This is a genomic window from Paenibacillus azoreducens, assembly GCF_021654775.1.
Lineage (GTDB): Bacteria > Bacillota > Bacilli > Paenibacillales > Paenibacillaceae > Paenibacillus_AQ > Paenibacillus_AQ azoreducens.
This window is the reverse complement of the sequence record NZ_AP025343.1, coordinates 1,115,913-1,133,090: the sequence shown is the minus strand read 5'-3', so window position 1 is coordinate 1,133,090 and position 17,178 is coordinate 1,115,913. Positions and strand designations below refer to the sequence as shown.

Here is a 17,178-nt window from a genome sequence, read left to right as displayed (position 1 = left end):
ATCAAGCAAGGAGAGTCAGGGATGAACATCGTAGCGAATGATCGCTTTACCTATCAACACTTACATATCACATGGCCCTATGGCAAGCTGCGTCTTCGGCATGTACACATGAGTCATGAGATGGGAGAACACGCCAGACTGTTGATCACGGGCGGCTTGGATGCCGATCAGGCAAACAAGATTATAACTAAAGCAAGCAGCGACGATAAGATCGAACTTTGGTATACCGATGCCATGGACCGGAAACATCCCTTATTTATGGGGCAGTTGTACTGCGTAGATGTACAGCACATGCATCAAGAGACCGTAGTTACACTCGACGTCATTTCTCATAGTTTTAAACTGGATACGCAGCTCAGAAACCGTTCCTTTCAGCACATCCATCAAAAATATGTGGAAATCGTGGATGCAGTACTGGCAGATTATAAAGGCTCGGACAAGATCGATGAAGCTTTTGAGAAAAAAGCGACAGGCCAATTTATCATGCAGTATCAGGAGACGGATTGGACTTTTTTGAAACGTTTAGCTTCGCATGCAGGTGCCCTGCTCGTTCCTAATATCCTGTCGCACCATGTACAAATTTGGATTGGTATTCCGCAGGCACGGCAGCATATCCAATTGAAAGACGTTCCTTTTAAGCTACAGCGCAAGATCGCTCCCTATCTGGATCAGGAGGCAAATGGCTGGAAATCGGCCACCGCTCAGGATTACACCCGATATGCCTTCGAGTGGGATCACATCCTGCAACTGGGAGATGAAGTCGAACGCAATCACGAAACTTATGTCATCACCAAACGTGAAGGCCAGTTGATTCATGGCTTGATGACCTGGTCGTATGAATGCGCGTTGCCTTCAGGATTGAAGATCCCTAAAAGCTATAATCGAGCTATCATTGGTGCCTCTATTGAAGGAAAAATAATGGAGGTCAGCCGGAATCAGGTCCGGTTGCATTTGGATATGGACAATCAGCAGAATCCCAAGGATACCCAGTGGTTCCCTTATTCTGCCGAAGGCAATCAGGTGTGGTATCTCATGCCGGAAAAAGGGGCACAGGTTAAGCTGTATTTTCCAAGTGCAGACGAAGACGATGCGATGGTTATTCAATCGGTGCGGACAAAACCATCTATTGTTGCGGCCCCTTCATCTCACGCCGCTCAAGGCGCTGCATCCGAGTCCCCTGCAGAGCGTCACCAGCGTAAAACGGCCGACCCTGGCGTGAAATCTTTTGCAAATCCGCAGGGAAAAGAAATATCCTTGGGCAACTCCGAACTATCGATGAGCGCTCAGGAAGGATCGCTGTACATCTCCTTGAATGCCCATCATGGCGTGACTCTAAGCAGCACCCAGAATGTTCAGATTCAAGCTACAGGTAACCTTAGTCTTTCAGCGGAAAGCATCCTGCTGCGGGGAACCAACGGTTTACACCTGAATACGACCACCGATACGCTGGATTTGGAACAGGAAGTCAACAGCGTTAGCTCTGAGATACAGCTCAAAGCTTCCCTCCACCAATACTATCCTGAGCCGCTGTTGTCTGATTTTGAGAAGCAGGTGGCTGAAAATGGAGCCCTAAACGTGGTGGGGGGACGCGTGTTGGAGAATGTTGGCTCTACGCTAAAGGGAGAATGGGATGCGGGTGTAGAATTTGTAACAGGGGTATGGAATACGGTTGTTGATGCGGCGGACATTGGCGTCATGGTAATGACCCCTCTCGTCATGCCGGGTAACGTCGTGGATAAAGGTTTTCTGGAGCGGAATGAGACACTTGAAGGCATTAAGGATGGAGCGAAATGGGCCGGCAACTATATTGCCGATTCATTTCAAGGGAAAAAGAGCTGGTCGGATGTAGGAAACGACATCGGAACCGCTTGGGACGGCCTGACAGAACCTTTTGTAAAAAAAATGAACAATTTCCTCCCCAACCCGTTGACCGATACCAAACAGGAGAGCTACGATGCAGGATATGACAGCGTTAAAGCCGTCGAGCGTGGAGTAGACATTTATACGGTTGTTAAAGGCGGCGCAAAATTATTTAGAAACGTAGAAAAGATGGGCAAGACAGAAGCTTCTGTATCTAAAGGGCTCAATGAAGTTGAAGAAAGGAACAGCGGAAAAAGCGTAACGCCTGGACTATTCGGAGACACAGCCAAAGCTGACTCTGCTCTCGCCAAGGCGGGAGATAGAAAATTCAAAACGAACGCCCTCCGTCTCCCGACCAATTTCGAATCCTTAAGCAGCTACTTGCAAAGTATAGCGCGAAAGATGAATATCCATATAACGAAACGCTCTCCCCTGCTTGCAACCGAAGGAGGCCACTATCGCTTTCATGATCTTGGTCCTGATGCTCCGCATTCCAAAGGTTCAGGTCCGCATATTTCGCCTGAGAGACAAAAGCAGATTGATGCGTTAGAATCAGGGGAGTATTCGGGTAAGGGTGGTAAGGGGACGGGAAATGGTAGTTCTACAATTAAGAACAAATTTCCTGATGAAGACTTCCCAAAAGATGGTAAAATATTACCGTATAAATTAGAGAATGGAAAAATAAAAGGAATTGATGGTAGAACAGAGGTTGACTTCGTTATTGATAAAAATGGAAAGCTTGTTATCGGAAAAAGACATCATACTTTAGGGAATAAAGACGAAGTTCTTGCAGCAGGACAACTAAAAATAAATGGACAAGGAGAAGTGAGAAGGATAACTAATGAATCTGGGCATTATCGCCCCACACCTGAAGAGGCAATGAATTATCCGCAACTACTTAAGCAGGCTGGAGTTAAAGTTAAAGGATCATGGGTTGAATTTTATAGCTATAAAATAGATGCTGATGGCTTCATTATCGATTCAATTAAAGTAGTATCAAAAAAAATAACGGAGTGAATAAATTGATAAAGTACATGGATAAAGTGACGTTCAAAGAGCACTTACTACAGGTATTGAATGAAATATCAATATCCCAAAATGTAAGGCTAGGTGAAAACTGCAAATTTACAGTAGTCCCCATAATTGAACATGGCAAATCTCTCAATTCTACTGATGAGTATTTACATCGGGGGATGTTAAATGAAAAAAATTTAAGTGGAAGAGAACTTGACTTTGAAGCAGTGGTCAATATGCTTGCATGTAGGATTCCGCTATGCCCTATCTGGATTAACGTAGCCCTCAAGGAAATTAGAGAAGAAGTACCAATTATCGAATTACAAACTAGTTTAAGATTTCGTAGCCCTAGTCTGCTACAAAATCAGGATACTGGTCATCCACCCTTTAAGGCTATTATTTCAACTGAAAGCTAATAACGTAAGACCCTGACTGGCTTCATGCCTCTCAGGGCTTCTTTTTTGGAGCGTACGCTCTTCGTTAGGCAGCTTGCACAGTTCGGGTTGATCCCACAAGTTCTTGAGCAAGCAGGGGCAAAAACTAAGAATGCGTGGCTTGAAATTTACACCATAGAAGCAACTCCTTCGGGTTGCGTTAACACAAATGAACTTGTTAAGATTTCTAGCTCTCAAATAAAGTAGGTGATGAACGTGGGAGAAATAAAACAAATGAATAAAGATATTTTCAGAGAAAATTTATTAAAAACTATTGAGGAAATTTCAAGAAAGAAAGGGTTGACGTTTACCGATTGTAAATTTGTTATAGAGCCTGTGAAAGAAAATGACAAGCCGTTAAACGGTGCAGATGATATGATGAGGTTAAACATTTTAAGTGAAGGAAACATGGGGAACAAGCAATTAGCATTGGAAAACACTGTGAAAATACTTTGTGGATTACAACCATTAGTACCAATATGGATAGATGTAACCTTCGTCGAAATGAATGAAGATACGGCTATTTATAAATTGCGGTGCAGTTTAAGGTTTAGTAAGCCGACTTTATTAAGAAATGCAGAAACTGGACACCCTCCTTTTAAGGCTGTATCAGAAGAAACTTTCTAAGTATCGCTCAGATTTCTTCTTTTGATGGGGCTACCTAGTACTGATGAACCCACCATTCAACCATAACACATATAATTCATGTAATACCTGTATAACTGTATTTCTTTGTACGCATCAATGCTTAGATTTTAAGTTTTGGGCTATATAGTGCCGAGTGAATAGATCACCCATAAATGACTAACATGACCTTTGCTCTACCTACAAGAAGCTATAACTAATTAAGATGTACACACAAAAAGCCACAAAAATATACTATTTATAGCGGTACATTGAACAGGTTGATTATGGTCTGATACCACCACAATTGACCTGTTTTTTGTAATCCTCAGAATCCTTGAGCAGCTACTTGCAAAGTATAGCGCGAAAGATGAATATCCGTATAACGAAACGCTCTCCCCTGCTTGCAACCGAAGGAGGCCACTATCGCTTTCATGATCTTGGTCCTGATGCTCCGCATTCCAAAGGTTCAGGTTCGCATATTTCGCCTGAGAGACAGAAACAGATCGATGCGTTAGAACCAGGGGAGTATACGGGTAAGAGTAGTACGGGGACGGGTAAAGGTCTATCTGAAACAATTAGTAGGGACAATAAGGACTTATTTGAACATTTAACTGATGGTCACGGTATTGGTAGAGGACGTAATGTTAGTGTAAAAGGAGCACATAATATTAGCGGCTTTTATAAGACAATAGATACTGAAGCAGAAAAATATGGGTTGTCTCGTTCTGACTATATTATTGGTGAGCCAAAACCACATCCTAATGTAAAAGGTGTATATGAAATTAGATATCGTATCCCATCATTGGAGACGGATTATGTTAATGGTGGGCTTAAGCTTAAAATAGACGCTGATGGAAATGTTGTGTATAAGGAAACCCAAAAACTGTATACGGTCCACCTATTACTGATGATGATATTTTAAAATGGGGACAAGAAGCTGTAAAGAATGTTGAGCAGGCAGGAATTACAATGAAGGAAGGGATAAATCAAGATACTGCAAGCAATGGTTTAGTATTTGAATAGAGATTAAAAGACGGGGAACTAGACTCAATTTATCCAGTTCTTCTTGAAGGTAAATAATTGCAGTTATCAAGTTTAGTTTAGGAGGAAATATATTATGAGTGATGATAAATTAATTACTGATAAGGACCGAAAGGAATGGCTTATACACCAACTATTTTTATCTATGGGTTTTTTGCGTTCTGATACGAGAAATCCATTTAAAATGTTAAATGAGTTTCAATACGAATCAGGAAGCAATATATGTGGGTCTGAAACCATCGGATGTTCATTGTCAGCGTATTATACTCCTGACGATGAGTATTACATTGGAGAAAATAAAGTATGCGTTGCTGATGATGTGACAAAAGAAGAAATTATCATGGATGAAGCTGAATTCTATCCTTATATCGAAAAGTATAGCATGGAGTATGTGAAAAATAATCCAGAGTTAAAAGAAGAGGTATTAAATTGCTTACAATATATCAGAAAGAGATTCAAATTAGAATGACGAACTGGAATTTCTGATTCTGTTGCGGTGGATGAAATAGACCCACCTAGTGCCGAATGAATACATGAATTAATCAGTAACACATATAACCCATGTAATACCCGTAAAAGATTTCGTCATTTCAGATGTACGCACAACAAGGCTTGAAAAGTATAACCTAAAAAATGCGATAGTATTGCATAAGACAGGTCAATTATGGTCAGTTACCGCCATGATTGACCTGTTTTTTTGTTTTCCTCGGAATCCTTAAACAGTTTTTTTCGAATGAAAAGGAGGAGCACTAGGATTATTCGGGGATACAACGAAAGTCGATTCTGCTCTAGCAAGGCCGGAGATGGAAAGCTCAAAACGAATGCCCTCCGTTTCCCGACCAATTTCGAGTCCTTGGATAGTTATTTGCAAAGTATAGCGAAGAAGATGAACATCCATATAACGAAGCGCTCCCTCATCTCCGCAACTGCTGGAGATCACTATCGCTTTCATGATCTTGGTCCTGATGCCCCACATTCCAAAGGTTCAGGTCCGCATATTTCGCCTGAGAGACAAAAACAGATCGATGCGTTAGAATCAGGAGAGTATTCAGGTAAGGGTGGTAAGGGGACAGGAGAACTTGTCTTCAAATCAGATTATGATGACCATTTAATAAATGTAAAGAATTTTAATCGTGATACTTCTAAAGGTATTACAGGTGGTCACAATATGGATTATTTCAGAAATGTTGAGCAGTTAGATGATGTAGATTTTATTCATAGAGTGACGCCTCACCCGACAATTGATGGTATTATTCAAATCAATTACAAGATACCTAAACTCGATAATAAGGGTAACTTGACTGGGGAGTATAAGTACTTTAAAAATCCAAAGACTGTTTATGACCCATCCAAAATATCTGATGAAACAATAATTGAATGGGGTAAAGCTGCTATGCAACAAGGAATTGATGCGAGGAGTATTGTCGGAAGAAAAATTACTGGCATTGCACCAAATGGCTTGAAGTTCGAAGGGTATATGGATGCAAATGGTATTATTACGAATTTCTATCCCAAACTCGATTAATGGAGGCAAACAATGAGAATCGATAAAAATTTTGAGGATTTGACTGCAATGGAACTATATTTCCTCTACCTTAATGAAGATAAATTTGTTGATGCTCTAGAGGATTTTTCAAACATGATAGGATATGGTATATCAGAGTTTATTGGTTGTGCATTTCCATCTGAATATGAATCATGGGAAGAGGGCTATTTTGGAGATAAAGGGGTGAAATTTGAAGTTGAACCGCCAGCAGTTGATGAAAATAAATATGAGATAGTGAAAAATACTGACTTCATTGATTTTCTTGAAAAAATGACTCACCAGTATCTTGTTTCATTCCCCTTAGACGAGTCTAAAGTTGAACTTCTATTAAACAAAATTAAAACTACTTTGTGTTAATAATCGGGGCTAACCAGTGCCTAATGAATCCATCAATTCAACCAATAACACAAACAACTATGTCATCCCATATAAAGATTTTGTCATTTTGATACGCACATCAGTGCATTAATTTTATACCCCAAATAACGCTATTCCGTCACATTAAACAGGTCGATTATGGTTAGATATCACAATGATTGGCCTGTTTTTGTTATTTTCGTTTTCCCACTGTTCTTTTTGGAATAAATTACAATACTAGAAAAAACCCATTTATAAATTGTAAGCCCGCATATTTCGGTCTGAGAGATAAAAACAGACTGATGCGTTAGAATCAGGAGAGTATATGGTGTTAGGATAGTAAGGAGACGGGGAAAGCCCCGAAAAGATATGGAGAGCCACCTGTTGAAACAAAATACCGTTGATATTGAATCAATCGGGAGGTTAATGAAATGGAAAAAAAGATGAATGATTTATATAGAATAATTGCGGAAACAATAGATCAGATGATACCGGTTGAATGGGCTGAGTTTTATTTTAATGGTGAGGTTGAAAATGGAGAAGGAGGAGTTTTCTTTTTCTTTAAGCCTATTAATGTGGACGATTATGTTTATTCCTTAGACATACCAAACAAATACAATATAAATTCGAATGAATATAATCAATTAGAGAATAGATTATTTAAAACTACAAATGACCTGAAGAATATATTTTTAGAAAATGGGCAAGAGCCTTGGTTCTCAATCACTATGAAACTTACCTCTGAAGGAAAATTACATATAGAATATGATTATACTAAGTGGGGCGAATCAAATTTTGGACCCTCAGATAGGTTGGAATATTGGGAAAGTAAGTATCTAAATAATATTCCACAAGATGAGAGTGATAGAATTAAAATTGGAAGAATGAAAGAATTTGAAAAGGATAATTGAAGGATAATTTCTATAGATTTATCCGAAATTTTGTGTAAATCAGTCGCAACTCCAACAGCGAATTCATACGATACAAACCAAACAGTTTAAAAAGCTTGGCGATTCACGTTTGATAAACTTTCAGAGGCTTATTCCAACTTGACTATGGGTTTTAGGAATAAGCCTTTTTTTGCATGTAAAGTAGGGAGCTAAACTCATCAAGAATCTAGGAAAAATAGGTAAAAAAGAATCTCCTTTATCTGAAAGACTCAAAAAGATCGAAGAAAAGAACAGCGGAAAAAGCGTAACGCCTGGACTATTCGGAGACACAGCCAAAGCTGACTCTGCTCTCGCCAAGGCGGGAGATAGAAAATTCAAAACAAACGCCCTCCGCTTCCCGACCAATTTCGAATCTTTGAGTAGCTACTTGCAAAGTATAGCGCGAAAGATGAATATCCGTATAACGAAAGGCTCTCCCCTGCTTGCAACCGAAGGAGGTCACTATCGTTTTCATGATCTTGGTCCTGATGCTCCGCATTCCAAAGGTTCAGGTCCGCATATTTCGCCTGAGAGACAAAAGCAGATTGATGCGTTAGAATCAGGAGAGTATTCGGGTAAGGGTAGTAAGGGGACGGGAGAAGCTAGACCAATAAAAGAAGTTGAAATTGTAGATCACACTGGAAAACCAATTGGCGAATTAGACGAGATTGACTTGAAAAATGGTATTTTTTATGAGGATAAAGCAGCGAAGGGGCTTGATATCATTAATCCCAAAACTGTATTACCTGCTCAAACACATCAACAACTTACAAATAAACAAATATTGGGTAAAACAAGAAAAAGAATTAAAAATATTGCAGAAGCTACAGCTACGCGAGCTACTAAAAATGGGACCCCAGAAGTGCCTTCATTAGAGCAAATAAAAGATATTCGTAAATTCATCTTCAGATTAGATGGGGATACACCTGAATTAAGACAAGCTGTAAAGAATAGCTTGGAACAATTAAGAAAAGAATTTCCTGATTACACTTTTGATGCATTGTTTGGAGGGAAAAAGTAATGTCAATTAGTGCTATGGTTTTAGATGCAAAGGATGAGTTTGAAGAAAAGTTTTTTATTCCTATTGCTGCTGAGTCTTTCTTTCAAGAGTGTTGGGAGCCAGCAATCGAAGAATTAGGGTTAAAATGGACTAAAGTATTTTCCGTTGGTATCGATTTAGTTGAAGAAGATTTTCCATTTGTTATAGAAGAATTATCAAAAATAAAAGAATGGGCAAAGGTGAATCTACCTGAGGAAAAGAAGACAAAAATTATTGAAAGAATTGAATTGATTGAGTCTGAAGTGCCCATCGCTTTTTCTCATCGGAATGGGATAGTAATTTTTATTGGATAGTATACTGGGATACTGCTCTTACACCCCAACAACAAGATCGTACAATACAACAAACAAGCCAAAAACCAAACAACTTGATAATACACCTGATAAACTTTCAGAGGCTTATTCCAACTTAACTATGGGTTAGGAATAAGCCTTTTTTGCATGTAAAGTAAGGAGCAAAATTCATCAAAAATCTAGGAAAACTGGGTAAAAATCTCATTTATCTAAAGGACTCAAAGAGGTCGAAGAAAAGAACGGCGGAAAAAGCGTAATGCCTGGACTATTCGGAGACACAGCCAAAGCTGACTCTGCTCTCGCCAAGGCTGGGGATGGGAAATTTAAAACGAATGCCCTCCGTTTCCCGACCAATTTCGAATCCTTGAGCAGCTACTTGCAAAGTATAGCGCGAAAGATGAATATCCGTATAACGAAACGCTCTCCCCTGCTTGCAACCGAAGGAGGCCACTTTCGCTTTCATGATCTTGGTCCTGATGCTCCGCATTCCAAAGGTTCAGGTTCGCATATTTCGCCTGAAAGACAAAAACAGATCGATGCGTTAGAATCAGGAGAGTATTCGGGTAAGGGGAGTACGGGATCGGGGAATCTCACCTATGCTCAAAAAGTTGAAATGTTCCAAGCAAGAGCACAGGCTATCCGAGATACATTGCCAAATAAATATAAGAATTACGGTAATGTCGCGGTTGCGGATGTGAATATTCCCGGGCTTAGAACAGAGTTCAAAGCCCACAGTAGGATTCATAAGGAAAATGCCGACGGATTTTCGTCAGTAACAGGCAAGGGTCAACACCCTGCAAAATCAGTAAACCAAAAAGGAGAAATTAACGGTGAGGGGGCTTTTCCTAGGAATAATGACACAGAGCGAAAAATCTTAGAGGATATAGCACATCAATTAGGGAACAACAAGCAAGCTAAAGGTACAATTGATTTATTCACGGAATTACCTGCTTTCAGAAGCTGTTCCGATATTATAATGCAATTCAGGCAAGAGTACCCTAATATCAAATTGAATGTATACTCGGGTGAATTTAAAAATACGAGAGGTGAATGATGCTAATGTTAAGCAATTATAAGGAACTTGAGCAATATATTGTTGAAGATTTTGAAGAATTTTTAGATGAGGGGTTGTCATTATCACAAGTAACGGAAAAATTACTTGTCGAATATCATCGAGGGATTGTCAACAGTAAAGTTGAAAAATTAGTTATTTATCTGACAATTGCTCTACTTTGTCTCGATAAAGGTTATCTTAGAGAGGATCTAAAGAATAACTTAAACATTATGATAAGTGATATCTCATTATTGCCATTAAAGGAAGAGTTAGAATCCGAGGATATTAAGAAAATCATGTTTGACATTGGAAAATTCAATGAACAAATTGGAGATAATTAGTTTGGAACTATCAAGTGCCGAATGAACCCGCTATGTTATTCCATATATAGATAAAAATGGAGGGATTCAATTGTTAGAACCGATGACTTATGAGGAACTAATGAAATATATTCCAAACGATTATCATAAGTCTGTTTCAGACGGCCTATCTCCCAATCAAGCAATTTCTAGATTGATAGATGAATATGAAATGCAAACCGATGATTATGAGGAAGTTAAATGGATGTTTAATGTTTTGTTAGCAGAGATATGTCTACGACATAATTGTTTAAGGAAAGAGATAAAGGAAGAAGCATTAAAAGTAATAAGTGATAAAAGATTAATAACACTTTGGAAACAAGAAGGGCTTAGTGATTCCGAAATAAGTTATAGAAATGTTCATTTAGAGAATGTGAAAGATTCCATACAAAACAATTAGTAGCATGCAAACTTCAAAGCAATTTCATCAATTTAAATAGACAAAACTCACATCTTCTAAATCACTATATAAATAGAATACCCATAGAGTTAACAATTTGATAAGCTAGGATTTTGTAAAATTCGATTTCAGACGCTCTCGAGAGCAATATTTAGACGAACTGAACCGTTTCTATCTATATATTGCTTGATTAGAGGAATGAACCTTCTGTCACAAAATATATTTGAACTTTGCAAAGGTCTAAAAATCAAACCATCCGATTTTTTCAAGCTGGTTGAAAGTGAATACGAGAAGATCCAAGAGAAATACGGAGAAAAATAAAGGGACACAGGCTAGAGAAAGCTGTGTCCCTCTCTTATTTTTCATTGATTTTCTACCAAGTTTTTTAAAATAAAGTGTTAAAATGGCAGAGTGATGCTGAATGAAGGAAAAAAATAAAAGGGTTATGAAAAATGGCGAACTATACGAACCTTATGAATAGCAGTTGGTACGGTGAGATATCAAATTCCAACATTTCGGATATTAAGGAAAGCATCTTACGTTCAAAGACGGAACAAGATGTTATACTCCAACTCGTAGAACTTTTCAAGTTAGGAGATTTTACACAAAAAGCACTCTTAATTCACTTGTTAAATCATTCTGAAGATGAAGCAGTATTAATCTTTGTATTCGGATATTTTGCTCAATTTGTACCCATGAAGATTTAAGAGACTTCAACAATCTTCGGTTTTTAGAAAAAGCTACAGAAGATGCGGTTAATACATTTGCGTCAGCGGCAGTTACAACGCTTTCTCTCGAAGTAGTTCCATATCTTTTAACATTACTTGAAGATTGGGATGAAGTTAATGATACGTCGATCATTATAAGGGATTCTATAGATGCTTTTATTGATTTTGAAGAGAAAAAATTATCTTAAAGACTTAGCTAACGACCCTGAAAAAGTCAAACTACTCAAGGAAGCAGGTTTATCAGATGCTGATATTGCTTTAATGAAGAATGGTAATTGTACCAATAGGCTGGCAGGTGCATCATAAATTGCCACTAGATGATGGTGGAACGAATTCATATGATAATTTAGTTTTGATAAAAAATGACCCCTACCATAAAGTTATTACAAATGCTCAAATGAATGCGACAAGGGGATTGAAACCTGGAGAGAGTAAAACGATGAATTGGCCGATTCCTGATGGATTTGTTTACCCCAAAAAGCCTAAATGATGAGGAGGAGTTCGACTGTGTGGCGAGATTTACTAGCAGATATACAAACTGTACTAAGTGAATATGGCTTTAATTTAAGAAAACCTGCTACTAGTGATGAAATTAAGAGACTTCAGGAAGAGACATTATTAAAGTTTAATGGATTTGTATTACCTGACCAGTTCATTCAATTTTTAATGACTGTAAATGGTTTGGACTTCAACGGCTTAGTTATTTATGGAGTTGACAAATCTCTATTAGAAACTGAAGAAGAAAATGAGATTCATGGATTTATTGAAACTAATGAGATTTGGTATGAAAATGAATGGCAAAAACAGTATGTCTTTTTTGGAGACTCTGATATAGCATTATATTGTTATGACTTAACTCAGATGGTATATTTGGAGCTTGATAAACCTTCATGTACGGTAATGAATTCATTTACTGATTTTAATTTCATGTTAGAAGATGCACTTAAGACGAGATTAGAGTAAGAAACAATTTCATAGATAGATTTTGCGTAATGTCTGTGACATGTGGGTTGCTACCCAGTGCCAAATGAACCCATGATTCAACCAATAACACATACAACTATGTCATCCCATATAAAGATTTCGTCATTTTGATACGCACATCAGTGCATTAATTTATACCCCAAATAACGCTATTCCGTCACATTAAACAGATCGATTATGGTTAGATATCACAATGATTGGCCTGTTTTTGTTATTTTCGTTTTCCCACTGTTCTTTTTGGAATAAATTACAATACTAGAAAAAAACCATTATAAATTGTAAGCCCGCATATTTCGCCTGAGAGATAAAAAAAGACTGATGCGTTAGAATCAGGAGAGTATATGGTGTTAGGATAGTAAGGAGACGGGGAAAGCCCCGAAAAGATATGGAGAGCCACCTGTTGAAACAAAATACCGTTGATATTGAATCAATCGGGAGGTTAATGAAATGGAAAAAAAGATGAATGATTTATATAGAATAATTGCGGAAACAATAGATCAGATGATACCGGTTGAATGGGCTGAGTTTTATTTTAATGGTGAGGTTGAAAATGGAGAAGGAGGAGTTTTCTTTTTCTTTAAGCCTATTAATGTGGACGATTATGTTTATTCCTTAGACATACCAAACAAATACAATATAAATTCGAATGAATATAATCAATTAGAGAATAGATTATTTAAAACTACAAATGACCTGAAGAATATATTTTTAGAAAATGGGCAAGAGCCTTGGTTCTCAATTCACTATGAAACTTACCTCTGAAGGAAAATTACATATAGAATATGATTATACTAAGTGGGGCGAATCAAATTTTGGACCCTCAGATAGGTTGGAATATTGGGAAAGTAAGTATCTAAATAATATTCCACAAAATGGGAGTGATAGAATTAAAATCGAAAGAATGAAAAAATTTGAAAAGGATAATTGAAGGATAATTTCTATAGATTTATCCAAAATTTTGTGTAAATCAGTCGCAACTCCAACAGCGAATTCATACGATACAAACCAAACAGTTTAAAAAGCTTGGCGATTCACGTTTGATAAACTTCCAGCGGCTTATTCCAACTTGACTATGAGTTAGGAATAAGCCTTTTTGGGGATGCAAAGTAAGGAGCTAAACTCATCAAGAATTTGGGAAAACCATTAAATCACCTTCTCCTTTCGTTAAACACAGTAGCTTGAACAACTCTATTATAACAATTGCTTCAGGTCGTTTTTGCTATATGCCTGACTACACCGCCCGTATAGCAGGTGTTTTTTTGTTTCGCACGCTTCGCGTACTCAACTGGCTTAAGCACTATCCATTCGCACTAATAATGAACAACACTCCACATGTGTGGAATAATTAAAATTGACAAGTTAAAGATGTGATAGTATTGGGTTTGTAAAGTTAACCGCTAACTAACTTGAATCATTATCGTCGCTCTTCGTCACGCAGCTTGCGCAGTTCGGGTTGACGCTTAATCCGAGCCGCTACCTGGTCCAACCTCTTCTCAATCGCACTTTGAAACCATGACGGCAATTCCATTACTTCTTAACGTCCCTTGATAGTGAGTTTGTTTGGTTCTTTCTCAAGTTCAGCTTCCCTCTGCAATCGGACGATCAATTCATCCACTTTCCTGCTTTGAGCCTGAAGTGCATCATTTTGAAATAGAGGGATTCCCTGCTCAAGAGATCTACGACCAAGTTCATTTAGTTTCTGCTTTTCTTCCTCTAATACAGCAAGTAAAGGAATCATTACTTCCCCTCCAGCTCTTTATTAAAATTAGCACTAGATTTTGTTATGTCTTTTTATGTAATTTAATTCCAATTTGTTGAAAATTTTATCTGTTAAGGTTAGTATAACAGACTAATAATGGACTTAAAAGGGGTAATTTTCTTGAGAGATCAGTCCATTATTATCAAGCAAGTCATCGGAAAAACCATCAAGGCTATACGTATCAAAAAGAGTTTAAGCCAAGAGGATCTGGCGCATGAATGCAATGTGGATCGATCCTATATTTCCATGATTGAAGTCGGCAGGAATGAACCTTCTGTCACAAAAATATTTGAACTTTGCAAAGGTCTAAAAATCAAACCATCGGATTTTTTCAAGCTGGTTGAAAGTGAGTACGAAAAGATCCAAGAGAAGAGCGGAGAAATATAAACGGGACACAGGCTAGAGTAAGCTGTGTCCCGTTTTATTTATCATTGATCTTCTAAGTTCCAGCTGCAATAGTATCATGCCAATTACGATATTATTTATATCGTCTTCAAGCTCGGTAAGATTTTTACAATATGCGAAATCCAATTCAAAGGCTGTTATCGCTTCAATCCGCCTTTTCCAACAACGTCTCTGTGCTCAGCGTAAAGCCCTCGATGACGGCATCTTCGTCAACCTCAATCATAATGCAGCGTTTGCCTTGAAAGCTCACCTGTTTAATATACCTTAAATCCTGTGGGCTGATCGTAATCGTGGCTACCTTGGTATCGATCTTGATCGATTTGGAAGTGAATTTAGGAATAACGCTTTTCGCCTTCAGTTCATAGTTCTTATCGTCAACGATGGTTTCAAACGCCCGCTCCACGGCATCCTTGGTCACATTTTCTACGCCGCTTGCGGTCAGCACGCGTTCCACATCGGTATAATCCAGCTTCGGAGGTTCTTCCTCGTCCTGGTGGGATTCAATCACATGATGAATCTCCTCGTACACGTGTGCGATCGTGGCTGAGTCCAGCTGTTCGCCCGCCACTTCCTTCACGATGTCTTCAAAGATCGCTCGCTCTTCCAGTGCCGTCACAGACCGCTTTGCATTCAACACCTCCGAAATGAAACGCTCATTCGGATCATTCGATTTTCCCGTACAGTATAAAACCCGGTTCACGTCGGAATAATTGTCCGTCACGCTGGGATAAAAGAACCCTTCCTCCGGTGTGCTGAGCTTGATAATCGGATCTACAATAATATTGTACTTAAACTCTTTCTCCACATAGTCGAACAAAAGCGCCTTCCGCTGCTTCTCCGTAGAGTTCACGCTGCATAGAATGAACGGATGCCCGAACACTTCGTCATTCCCTGTCTCCTCGGCTTCCTCATTCCGCGCCTTGGTCGGCCGGTAGTATTGTCCGCGTACGAACGTGATGACCGTATCCCGTTCATACGTCGTGTCCTCCATCATTTTGTCTACGAGCAGCAGCATCAGATCCTGCCACTCCTCCGGATCGCCCGTCTGGATAGCTTGGTGAAGCAGCACCCGCGAAGGGTCTTTCTGATCTTCCGCTTCCTCCTGAAACTTGAGCTCGAACAGCTTATGATCCAATTCACCGGTCAGCAGCTTTTTGAAATTGCCCATGTACAGCTCCTGCTTCTCCCGGTCCACTAACCCAAAAGGATTCCGCTCCCAGTGATAGATTTCGTTCGTTTCCTTCATAATGTACACGTTCAGAATATCGTAAATTTGCATCAAATGATTATCCAGCTTAAACTGCTTGCGTATGTGCGCGACTTCTTTCTTGTTCATGGTTCGTCAGACAACTCCTAGAAAGTAGTAAATTGGCTCTACCAGTATAAACGATATAAAAACCCTCCGCTAGAAGGGTTTCTTGTTATTGCTTCTTTTCTCTATTTTATAGCCATATGCATTGCAGTGACGCCGCCAACAACGAAAGTTATTTTTCTCAACATGTACTGCGCCGTAGTTCATAAAAATACTGCACAATAGGATGCTTTAACTTCATCTTCTCTGCCATGTTTAAAATCCGCTTTTTTCCAACCCGTCTGTCCACCAAAGCCAGAATATTCAATAAGATATCTTTGCTTTCGATGCTTTCTTCTATAGAAGTAGATAAAAATTGATTAGCCAGAGCGACAAAATTGGATTTGCTTAATGAAGCCTGTGCCGACAAAAGCTCCTTGGCATATTCTGATATTTTTCTGTTTCTTGCAATGACTTTTAGGCGATCCTCCGGAACGGTCCCCTTGGTATTCTTTCTGACCTCTTCCATTTCTTCATCGCTGATCGGAATTCGGATATCCGGGTCATTTTTAATTTCCAGCTCCGTCTGATACCACCTTATTGAACTCGCTTTATCATTCATTCGGAGTGCGTCCTTTTTATCTACCGAAATATAACAAAGCCCTGCTTTGTCAGGCAAATAACGATAACCCGTTGCTCGGTATTCAACCCTTCCGTTTAACGCAGGACAGAGAAAACTCTCCAGCTGCTGCTTCAATTTGCTCCAGGACATGGTTCCTCCTATATTCTCAAACCCTGCCTCCCCGTATTTGCGGCTGTCAGGTATCTTTTTTGGGAAAATTGTGCTTAAAAGGGGCGCGGTATCATTCTGCGCCGTCTTGTTCAGTATGAATAAACCCCTACAAAAAAACAACCCATAAAGTCTGCACTGTCATTCTCCCGTTGTTTCCGTTACTATGTAAGGTTTTCAAAATACGTTTAATGAGGGCTTGTTCTTTGAGACTGCCCCCTGTTTTTTGGGAGTTCGGGGTCCATAG

At 39.0% G+C, this 17,178-nt stretch carries 22 protein-coding genes and 1 pseudogene; 20 read left to right on the top strand and 3 right to left on the bottom strand.

What is annotated here, in order from left to right; all coding sequences use genetic code 11:
* The first annotated feature begins 21 nt into the window (after window positions 1-21).
* The 19 genes and pseudogenes from L6442_RS04825 (at window position 22) to L6442_RS04740 (ending at window position 13,614) form a co-directional block, all read left to right on the top strand.
* Window positions 22-2,877 carry a contractile injection system protein, VgrG/Pvc8 family gene (locus L6442_RS04825; protein ID WP_212977849.1) on the top strand — a complete coding sequence of 952 codons (2,856 nt, stop codon included), beginning with the start codon at window positions 22-24 and terminating at the stop codon, window positions 2,875-2,877.
* A gap of 5 nt (window positions 2,878-2,882) precedes the next feature.
* Complete coding sequence (locus tag L6442_RS04820; RefSeq protein ID WP_212977884.1) at window positions 2,883-3,290, top strand: hypothetical protein; 408 nt, start codon at window positions 2,883-2,885, stop codon at window positions 3,288-3,290.
* A 252-nt stretch (window positions 3,291-3,542) separates the two neighbouring features.
* A complete protein-coding gene (locus L6442_RS04815; protein ID WP_237100219.1) occupies window positions 3,543-3,935 on the top strand; it encodes a hypothetical protein in 393 nt (130 codons plus the stop codon).
* Window positions 3,936-4,302: 367 nt separating this feature from the next.
* Window positions 4,303-4,857 (top strand): CdiA family toxin C-terminal domain-containing protein, encoded by a 555-nt coding sequence (locus L6442_RS04810; RefSeq protein WP_237100218.1) that lies wholly within the window; start codon window positions 4,303-4,305, stop codon window positions 4,855-4,857.
* 195 nt (window positions 4,858-5,052) lie between these two features.
* Window positions 5,053-5,445, top strand: a complete 393-nt coding sequence (gene cdiI, locus L6442_RS04805) for a ribonuclease toxin immunity protein CdiI (protein WP_212977851.1) — start codon at window positions 5,053-5,055, stop codon at window positions 5,443-5,445.
* Between the two features lie 396 nt (window positions 5,446-5,841).
* Window positions 5,842-6,501, top strand: a complete 660-nt coding sequence (locus L6442_RS04800; RefSeq protein ID WP_237100217.1) for a CdiA family toxin C-terminal domain-containing protein — start codon at window positions 5,842-5,844, stop codon at window positions 6,499-6,501.
* Window positions 6,502-6,513: 12 nt separating this feature from the next.
* A complete protein-coding gene (cdiI, locus tag L6442_RS04795; protein WP_212977852.1) occupies window positions 6,514-6,879 on the top strand; it encodes a ribonuclease toxin immunity protein CdiI in 366 nt (121 codons plus the stop codon).
* Between the two features lie 431 nt (window positions 6,880-7,310).
* Window positions 7,311-7,790 (top strand): immunity protein YezG family protein, encoded by a 480-nt coding sequence (locus tag L6442_RS04790; protein WP_212977853.1) that lies wholly within the window; start codon window positions 7,311-7,313, stop codon window positions 7,788-7,790.
* Window positions 7,791-8,217: 427 nt separating this feature from the next.
* On the top strand, window positions 8,218-8,829 hold the full coding sequence (locus tag L6442_RS04785; RefSeq protein ID WP_237100216.1) for a hypothetical protein: 612 nt from the start codon (window positions 8,218-8,220) through the stop codon (window positions 8,827-8,829).
* On the top strand, window positions 8,829-9,161 hold the full coding sequence (locus tag L6442_RS04780; protein ID WP_212977854.1) for a hypothetical protein: 333 nt from the start codon (window positions 8,829-8,831) through the stop codon (window positions 9,159-9,161). The genes L6442_RS04785 and L6442_RS04780 overlap by 1 nt, the downstream gene beginning before the upstream one ends.
* A 256-nt stretch (window positions 9,162-9,417) precedes the next feature.
* Window positions 9,418-10,215, top strand: coding sequence for a deaminase domain-containing protein (locus L6442_RS04775; protein WP_237100215.1), 798 nt, complete (start codon window positions 9,418-9,420; stop codon window positions 10,213-10,215).
* Between the two features lie 5 nt (window positions 10,216-10,220).
* The gene (locus L6442_RS04770) at window positions 10,221-10,556 is read left to right on the top strand and encodes an Imm3 family immunity protein (RefSeq protein ID WP_212977855.1); all 336 of its coding nucleotides are present in this window, start codon (window positions 10,221-10,223) and stop codon (window positions 10,554-10,556) included.
* 70 nt (window positions 10,557-10,626) lie between these two features.
* Window positions 10,627-10,974, top strand: coding sequence for an Imm3 family immunity protein (locus L6442_RS04765; protein ID WP_212977856.1), 348 nt, complete (start codon window positions 10,627-10,629; stop codon window positions 10,972-10,974).
* Between the two features lie 452 nt (window positions 10,975-11,426).
* A pseudogene (gene imm47 / locus L6442_RS04760) lies at window positions 11,427-11,890 on the top strand (Imm47 family immunity protein).
* Entirely contained in the window at window positions 11,853-12,008 is a 156-nt protein-coding gene (locus L6442_RS32810; RefSeq protein WP_244871464.1) for a hypothetical protein, read from the top strand. The pseudogene imm47 and the gene L6442_RS32810 overlap by 38 nt, the downstream one beginning before the upstream one ends.
* Before the next feature lies 1 nt (window position 12,009).
* A complete protein-coding gene (locus tag L6442_RS32805; RefSeq protein WP_244871463.1) occupies window positions 12,010-12,192 on the top strand; it encodes a hypothetical protein in 183 nt (60 codons plus the stop codon).
* A gap of 17 nt (window positions 12,193-12,209) precedes the next feature.
* A complete protein-coding gene (locus L6442_RS04750) occupies window positions 12,210-12,665 on the top strand; it encodes a YrhA family protein (protein WP_212977857.1) in 456 nt (151 codons plus the stop codon).
* Window positions 12,666-13,133: 468 nt separating this feature from the next.
* The gene (locus tag L6442_RS04745; protein WP_237100214.1) at window positions 13,134-13,448 is read left to right on the top strand and encodes an immunity protein YezG family protein; all 315 of its coding nucleotides are present in this window, start codon (window positions 13,134-13,136) and stop codon (window positions 13,446-13,448) included.
* Window positions 13,402-13,614, top strand: coding sequence for an immunity protein YezG family protein (locus L6442_RS04740; RefSeq protein ID WP_336513157.1), 213 nt, complete (start codon window positions 13,402-13,404; stop codon window positions 13,612-13,614). The genes L6442_RS04745 and L6442_RS04740 overlap by 47 nt, the downstream gene beginning before the upstream one ends.
* Before the next feature lie 606 nt (window positions 13,615-14,220).
* Here L6442_RS04740 and L6442_RS04735 read toward each other — a convergent pair.
* Window positions 14,221-14,424 carry an aspartyl-phosphate phosphatase Spo0E family protein gene (locus L6442_RS04735; RefSeq protein WP_212977858.1) on the bottom strand — a complete coding sequence of 68 codons (204 nt, stop codon included), beginning with the start codon at window positions 14,422-14,424 and terminating at the stop codon, window positions 14,221-14,223.
* 141 nt (window positions 14,425-14,565) lie between these two features.
* Between L6442_RS04735 and L6442_RS04730 the strand changes: the two genes are divergently transcribed.
* A complete protein-coding gene (locus tag L6442_RS04730) occupies window positions 14,566-14,832 on the top strand; it encodes a helix-turn-helix domain-containing protein (protein ID WP_237100212.1) in 267 nt (88 codons plus the stop codon).
* Between the two features lie 163 nt (window positions 14,833-14,995).
* Here L6442_RS04730 and L6442_RS04725 read toward each other — a convergent pair whose 3' ends face one another.
* Entirely contained in the window at window positions 14,996-16,186 is a 1,191-nt protein-coding gene (locus L6442_RS04725; protein WP_212977859.1) for a DUF4317 domain-containing protein, read from the bottom strand.
* 157 nt (window positions 16,187-16,343) lie between these two features.
* The gene (locus tag L6442_RS04720) at window positions 16,344-16,913 is read right to left on the bottom strand and encodes an SF0329 family protein (RefSeq protein WP_212977860.1); all 570 of its coding nucleotides are present in this window, start codon (window positions 16,911-16,913) and stop codon (window positions 16,344-16,346) included.
* Window positions 16,914-17,178: the final 265 nt, after the last annotated feature.

Bases quoted from the DNA above. Each gene is read 5' to 3' on its own strand.
- L6442_RS04825 (WP_212977849.1), top strand. From the start codon at position 22: ATGAACATCGTAGCGAATGATCGCTTTACCTATCAACACTTACATATC.
- L6442_RS04815 (WP_237100219.1), top strand. From the start codon at position 3,543: ATGAATAAAGATATTTTCAGAGAAAATTTATTAAAAACTATTGAGGAA.
- L6442_RS04810 (WP_237100218.1), top strand. From the start codon at position 4,303: ATGAATATCCGTATAACGAAACGCTCTCCCCTGCTTGCAACCGAAGGA.
- cdiI (WP_212977851.1), top strand. From the start codon at position 5,053: ATGAGTGATGATAAATTAATTACTGATAAGGACCGAAAGGAATGGCTT.
- cdiI (WP_212977852.1), top strand. From the start codon at position 6,514: ATGAGAATCGATAAAAATTTTGAGGATTTGACTGCAATGGAACTATAT.
- L6442_RS04790 (WP_212977853.1), top strand. From the start codon at position 7,311: ATGGAAAAAAAGATGAATGATTTATATAGAATAATTGCGGAAACAATA.
- L6442_RS04785 (WP_237100216.1), top strand. From the start codon at position 8,218: ATGAATATCCGTATAACGAAAGGCTCTCCCCTGCTTGCAACCGAAGGA.
- L6442_RS04780 (WP_212977854.1), top strand. From the start codon at position 8,829: ATGTCAATTAGTGCTATGGTTTTAGATGCAAAGGATGAGTTTGAAGAA.
- L6442_RS04775 (WP_237100215.1), top strand. From the start codon at position 9,418: ATGCCTGGACTATTCGGAGACACAGCCAAAGCTGACTCTGCTCTCGCC.
- L6442_RS04770 (WP_212977855.1), top strand. From the start codon at position 10,221: ATGTTAAGCAATTATAAGGAACTTGAGCAATATATTGTTGAAGATTTT.
- L6442_RS32810 (WP_244871464.1), top strand. From the start codon at position 11,853: ATGCTTTTATTGATTTTGAAGAGAAAAAATTATCTTAAAGACTTAGCT.
- L6442_RS04745 (WP_237100214.1), top strand. From the start codon at position 13,134: ATGGAAAAAAAGATGAATGATTTATATAGAATAATTGCGGAAACAATA.
- L6442_RS04740 (WP_336513157.1), top strand. From the start codon at position 13,402: ATGGGCAAGAGCCTTGGTTCTCAATTCACTATGAAACTTACCTCTGAA.
- L6442_RS04735 (WP_212977858.1), bottom strand. From the start codon at position 14,424: ATGATTCCTTTACTTGCTGTATTAGAGGAAGAAAAGCAGAAACTAAAT.
- L6442_RS04725 (WP_212977859.1), bottom strand. From the start codon at position 16,186: ATGAACAAGAAAGAAGTCGCGCACATACGCAAGCAGTTTAAGCTGGAT.
- L6442_RS04720 (WP_212977860.1), bottom strand. From the start codon at position 16,913: ATGTCCTGGAGCAAATTGAAGCAGCAGCTGGAGAGTTTTCTCTGTCCT.